The sequence below is a fragment of the Ferruginibacter sp. genome, assembly GCF_014377975.1.
Lineage (GTDB): Bacteria > Bacteroidota > Bacteroidia > Chitinophagales > Chitinophagaceae > Ferruginibacter.
In genome coordinates, this window is sequence record NZ_JACMOO010000045.1 from 1 (window position 1) to 4,645 (window position 4,645).

Sequence of the window (4,645 nt, forward strand, 5' to 3'; positions counted from 1 at the left end):
AAGCCAAATGGCTATCTACAGGTGCCCTTTGGAAAAGAAAAAGAGTTTTTAGCGCCGCTGCCTGTAAATAAAATACCTGGTGTGGGCGGCCAAACCTACGAGATTTTAAAAGCGATGGGCATCTACACTATCAATGATATTTGTGTTAAAACAAAAGCAGAGCTGGAAGAAAGATTGGGTAAAGGGGGCAACGATTTATGGAATAAAAGTTTTGGTTTGCACAATAGTGAAGTAAGGCAATACCGGGAAGCAAAATCTATATCCAGTGAAAATACCTTTAATGAAAATAAAAGCGAGCCAGTTTTTTTAATGAGCGAATTGGTAAGGCTGACAGAAAAAATTGCCTTTGAATTAAGACAGGATGGAAAAGTTGCAGGATGTGTGACAGTAAAGATTCGTTATCCTGATTTTGAAACTACTTCCCGTCAAACAACCATTCCGTTAACCTGTGCCGATGATGAAATTATTCCGGTGGTAAAGGAATTGTTTCATAAACTTTATAAAAAAGGAAAGCCAATACGTTTGCTGGGCGTACGTTTAAGTGAGTTAACTACCGAAGCTGTTCAAGCAAATTTATTTAACAACGTAGAGCGAAAAAATGATTTATACAAAGCCATTGATGATGTTAAAACCAGGTTCGGAAAATTGAAGTTGAAAAGAGCGTCGTCCGGATAGTTTTAAATAGTTATGAGTTATGAAGTATAAGTTATAAGTTGTTTTGGATGGAGAAGTCGATAAAATTCTATAGAAAAAAGCAAGATAAAAAAGTTACAGACACTTATCACTCATCACTTATAACTTTTGAACGTCGGGTCTGTCTATCAGTTCGGAGAGTGTTTTCTTTTCCAGAATTTTCAAAGTGGCATCTCTGGTAATTCTCATGGCTTTATTGAGCCCACAGATTGTTTCATCGCAATCCTTACATTTTTCATAAAAATTAATACTCACGCAGGGTAACAAAGCAATGGGGCCGCCCACCAGCCGGATGGCCTGGGCAAGCGTTGTTTTTTTTGGCGATTGAATTAGGTAATATCCACCGCCTTTCCCTTTTTTACTTTCCAGTACACCCGCCTGTTTTAATTCCAGCAGGATGGTTTCAAGGAACTTGATCGGTATCTTTTTCTTCTTTGAAATGTCGGATATCAGTACCGGTCCTTCGCCATATTTACCTGCCAGATAACCGAGTGCCTTCAACGCATATTGAGTCTTTTTTGATAACATAAAAAGAAAGGTAGCTAAAAATAAAAATAAAAAAAAACAAAATTAAGTCTACCTGATTGATAGACTATTGTTGTATATTTGTACCCTAAATTATTTATTATGAGCCTTCGTTTAGGGGATATCGCTCCCAACTTTACAGAAAAAACATCATTGGGTGAAATTAATTTTTATGAATACCTGGGGGATTCCTGGGGGATTTTATTTTCTCACCCTGCTGATTATACACCCGTGTGTACGACAGAACTAGGCCGTACTGCGGCTTTACAAAGTGAATTTGAAAAGCGCAATGTAAAAGTACTGGCATTAAGTGTAGATCCGGTTGATAAGCATATGAGCTGGATAGGCGATATAAACGAAACGCAGAATGTATCCGTAAATTTCCCCATCATCGCCGATGATGAGCGCAAGGTGTCTGAACTATATGATTTTATACATCCCAATGCATCTGCTACTGCTACCGTGCGTTCATTGGTAATTATTGCACCCGATAGAACAGTGAAACTAATCATTACCTATCCTGCGTCAACCGGCAGAAATTTTGTAGAAGTTTTAAGGGTGGTAGACTCTTTACAATTAACTGCCAACTATAGTGTAGCCACACCTGCCAACTGGCAACACGGTGAAGACGTAATTGTAGTACCATCTGTAAGTACAGAAGATGCCATTAATAAATTTCCTAAAGGGGTAAAAGTTATAAAACCGTATTTGCGTTATACACCTCAGCCTGATTTGAAATAGACTTTTATTTTGTTATTGATACAACAAGAGCCACTGAAAAGTGGCTCTTGTGATTTTATTTATTTTTCTTCAATTGTTGTATTAGTGCCCTCATATCTTTCGGCAGTTCTGCCACCAGATCGAATTCTTTATCCTGCGCATCTTTAAATTTTAATTCGTAGCTATGCAGTGCAACCCTGTTAAGCATGGGCCGTTCCTCCTGATCGTGCTTGCTTAGTTTAAATTTCTTTTTGATGGCAGAAAGCATCACAGGTTTGCCATCGCCATACAAAGGATCGCATACAATGGGATGCCCGACATTTTTTGAATGAACCCTTATCTGGTGTGTTCGTCCGGTATGTAATTGAAATTTTACCAAAGAGTATTTACCTAAATTTTCCAGCACTTCGTACTCCGTTAAAGAAGGTTTTCCGTTTTTGTTAATCACCATTTGCCCTTTAAAAACGGGGTGTTCCATAATGGCTGCACCAATCTTACCTGTTTTTTCGGCAGCCATGCCATGCACCAATCCCAGGTAATATTTTTCCATGGCTTTTTCTTCAAATTGTTTGGAGAAATACTTGTGTGTTTCGGCATCTTTTGCAAATAAAATAATGCCGCTGGTTTCTCTGTCTAACCGATGTATGGTAAATATGCTGCCATATTTTTCTATCAGCTTGTCTTTCAGCGAAGGTTCAGTCTGCATTCTGTCGGGAATAGACAATACACCTGCAGGTTTATTGAGGGCAATAAAATGATCATCTTCAAACAGCGTGATAGTACTTAAATCTTTTAACAGCGCACCCGCACCTGCCGTTGGTTTTGAAGAAGCCGTAGCTTTTTTCTTATCCGGAAATACATTTTCTTTAATCATCTGCAATATTGTTGGAAGCTTTTTTTTCAGGGATCATTTTCTTGTGTGATGCATTCAGGTATTTTAATAAGCGCACTTCTTTCTCACTTAAAAAACGCCACTTGCCCCGTTCAACATTTTTCTTGGTAAGGGTGGCATACATCACCCTGTCGAGCCCTTTTACATCATAGCCCAAATGTTCAAAAATGCGGCGTACAATGCGGTTTCGGCCGCTGTGTATTTCAATACCAATGATGGATTTATCTTTTGCATCCGCATAGGCCAGGGAGTCTGCTTTTATTTCGCCGTCTTCTAATTTTACACCGTTTAATATTTTATCAAAGTCAGCTTTGGTAAGATTTTTATCTAACCTGGCTTCATACACTTTGGTAATATTATAACTGGGGTGAGAAAGCTTTTGCGTAAGCTCCCCATCATTGGTAAGCAATAACACACCAGATGTATTTCTATCTAATCTTCCAACAGGATAAATTCTTTCGGTAGTAGCCATTTTGGTAAGCTGCAACACAGTTCTTCTTCCCTGCGGATCATCCGTAGTAGTGATATAATCTTTTGGCTTGTTTAATAAAATGTACACCAGGTTTTTACTGACAAATAATTTTTTACCATTGAATTTAACTTCATCTCTTTCAGATACTTTAAAAGCAGGTTCAATTATTACGGTGTCATTTACTTTTACCTTACCTTCTTTAATAATAGTTACTGCGTCTCTTCTGCTGCAAACTCCACAGTATGCTAAAAATTTATTCAGCGGCATCAATGCATTGCTTATTACGATAGGTTTGCCCAAGGCTGTTTTAACAGGCGCTTTGGTAACCGGTGGTGCATATTCTTTTTTTATGCCAACTATTTTTTCTACCTGGTTAAAATTATTTTCAATGGCAGCAATTTTATCATCTTTTTTATGCTGGCTGCTTTTTGCTTTGGGAACTGATTTAATGGGAGACGGGGCTCCGGGTACTGCATTTCTGGCTGCTGCTTTCAGGCGTCTTTTTTCTTCAAAACGTTTGTCGATGGCTATTGCACGGTCTTTTTTCGCCTTCTTTTTTGCCTGTTTAAATTCTTCTTTGATTAAACTATTCTTTTTTTTAGCAACAAATTGCTGGAAGTGAGCCTGACTCATACTGTGTAGATTTTTACTGTTGTTTCAACAGGAGTGAAAGGCGAAGATATAACTAAAAGCTGTAAAAGCCTTATCTGCAAGAGGATTGGATAAAGTTGCCAACCGATTTAAAATACTTTTACTATTGCTTTACACAATATAAATGAGGCTGTCTCAAAAGCAATTTCACACAACGATATCAAACGATACCAGGTTACAAAGTTGACTTAGTATAGGAACACATTTTTTCTTTTGCCTGCCTCCTGGCTTTGTGTGAAATTTTATAACTTGTTAATCAGCCTCTTGATTCCTTCAGAGAAAAATATTACTTATCTGGCTTGTTTCTTTTCTATTCTGTTTTTCTTTAATTCTTCTATTTTATTTATTTGTTCGGGCGTTAAAATACTTTTTAAATTATTTTGAGTCTGCTCTTTTAATACCATCAGTTTTTCTTTTTTTTCGGTACGGCTTAACTGGTCATTATCCCGGATGTCTTTAGACTGGTTATGAATGTCTTCCCTGCTGCGCTTTATTTTAGCCACCTGGTCGTTAGATAAATTCAGTTTCGTTTTCATTTTATCTAATCTTTTTGCCACTATTTCATCTCGTTTTGCTTCCCTGTTTTTTTTAAGGTTTTCCATTTTTATTTTCTGCGCAGGGGTTAAAATACTCATCATGTTTGTTTTCTGTTCTTTGCGCAAAGCTTCTTTTTTATCCCTGGCCTCTTTTAC

Annotated in this window: 4 protein-coding genes and 2 pseudogenes; 2 read left to right on the plus strand and 4 right to left on the minus strand. The window is 37.5% G+C overall.

The annotated features are described in order from the left end of the window. Nucleotides 1–675: pseudogene (locus H7254_RS02895) on the plus strand (DNA polymerase IV); the annotation flags it as partial. Nucleotides 676–792: 117 nt separating this feature from the next. On the opposite strand, the gene H7254_RS02900 reads toward H7254_RS02895, so the two are convergent. Then, nucleotides 793–1,221, minus strand: a complete 429-nt coding sequence (locus H7254_RS02900; protein ID WP_301931557.1) for an Rrf2 family transcriptional regulator — start codon at nt 1,219–1,221, stop codon at nt 793–795. Between the two features lie 99 nt (nt 1,222–1,320). Here H7254_RS02900 and H7254_RS02905 point away from each other — a divergent pair, with 99 nt between their 5' ends. After that, nucleotides 1,321–1,959 carry a peroxiredoxin gene (locus tag H7254_RS02905; RefSeq protein ID WP_301931558.1) on the plus strand — a complete coding sequence of 213 codons (639 nt, stop codon included), beginning with the start codon at nt 1,321–1,323 and terminating at the stop codon, nt 1,957–1,959. 55 nt (nt 1,960–2,014) lie between these two features. Here the strand turns inward: H7254_RS02905 and H7254_RS02910 are convergent, their stop codons facing one another. From H7254_RS02910 to H7254_RS02920, 3 genes and pseudogenes are all read right to left on the minus strand, one after another. Next, the gene (locus H7254_RS02910) at nt 2,015–2,812 is read right to left on the minus strand and encodes an RluA family pseudouridine synthase (RefSeq protein WP_301931559.1); all 798 of its coding nucleotides are present in this window, start codon (nt 2,810–2,812) and stop codon (nt 2,015–2,017) included. Next, nucleotides 2,805–3,935: a pseudouridine synthase gene (locus H7254_RS02915; protein WP_301931560.1), complete on the minus strand. Its 1,131-nt coding sequence runs from the start codon at nt 3,933–3,935 to the stop codon at nt 2,805–2,807. The genes H7254_RS02910 and H7254_RS02915 overlap by 8 nt, the downstream gene beginning before the upstream one ends. A 308-nt stretch (nt 3,936–4,243) precedes the next feature. Continuing rightward, nucleotides 4,244–4,645: pseudogene (locus H7254_RS02920) on the minus strand (hypothetical protein); the annotation flags it as partial.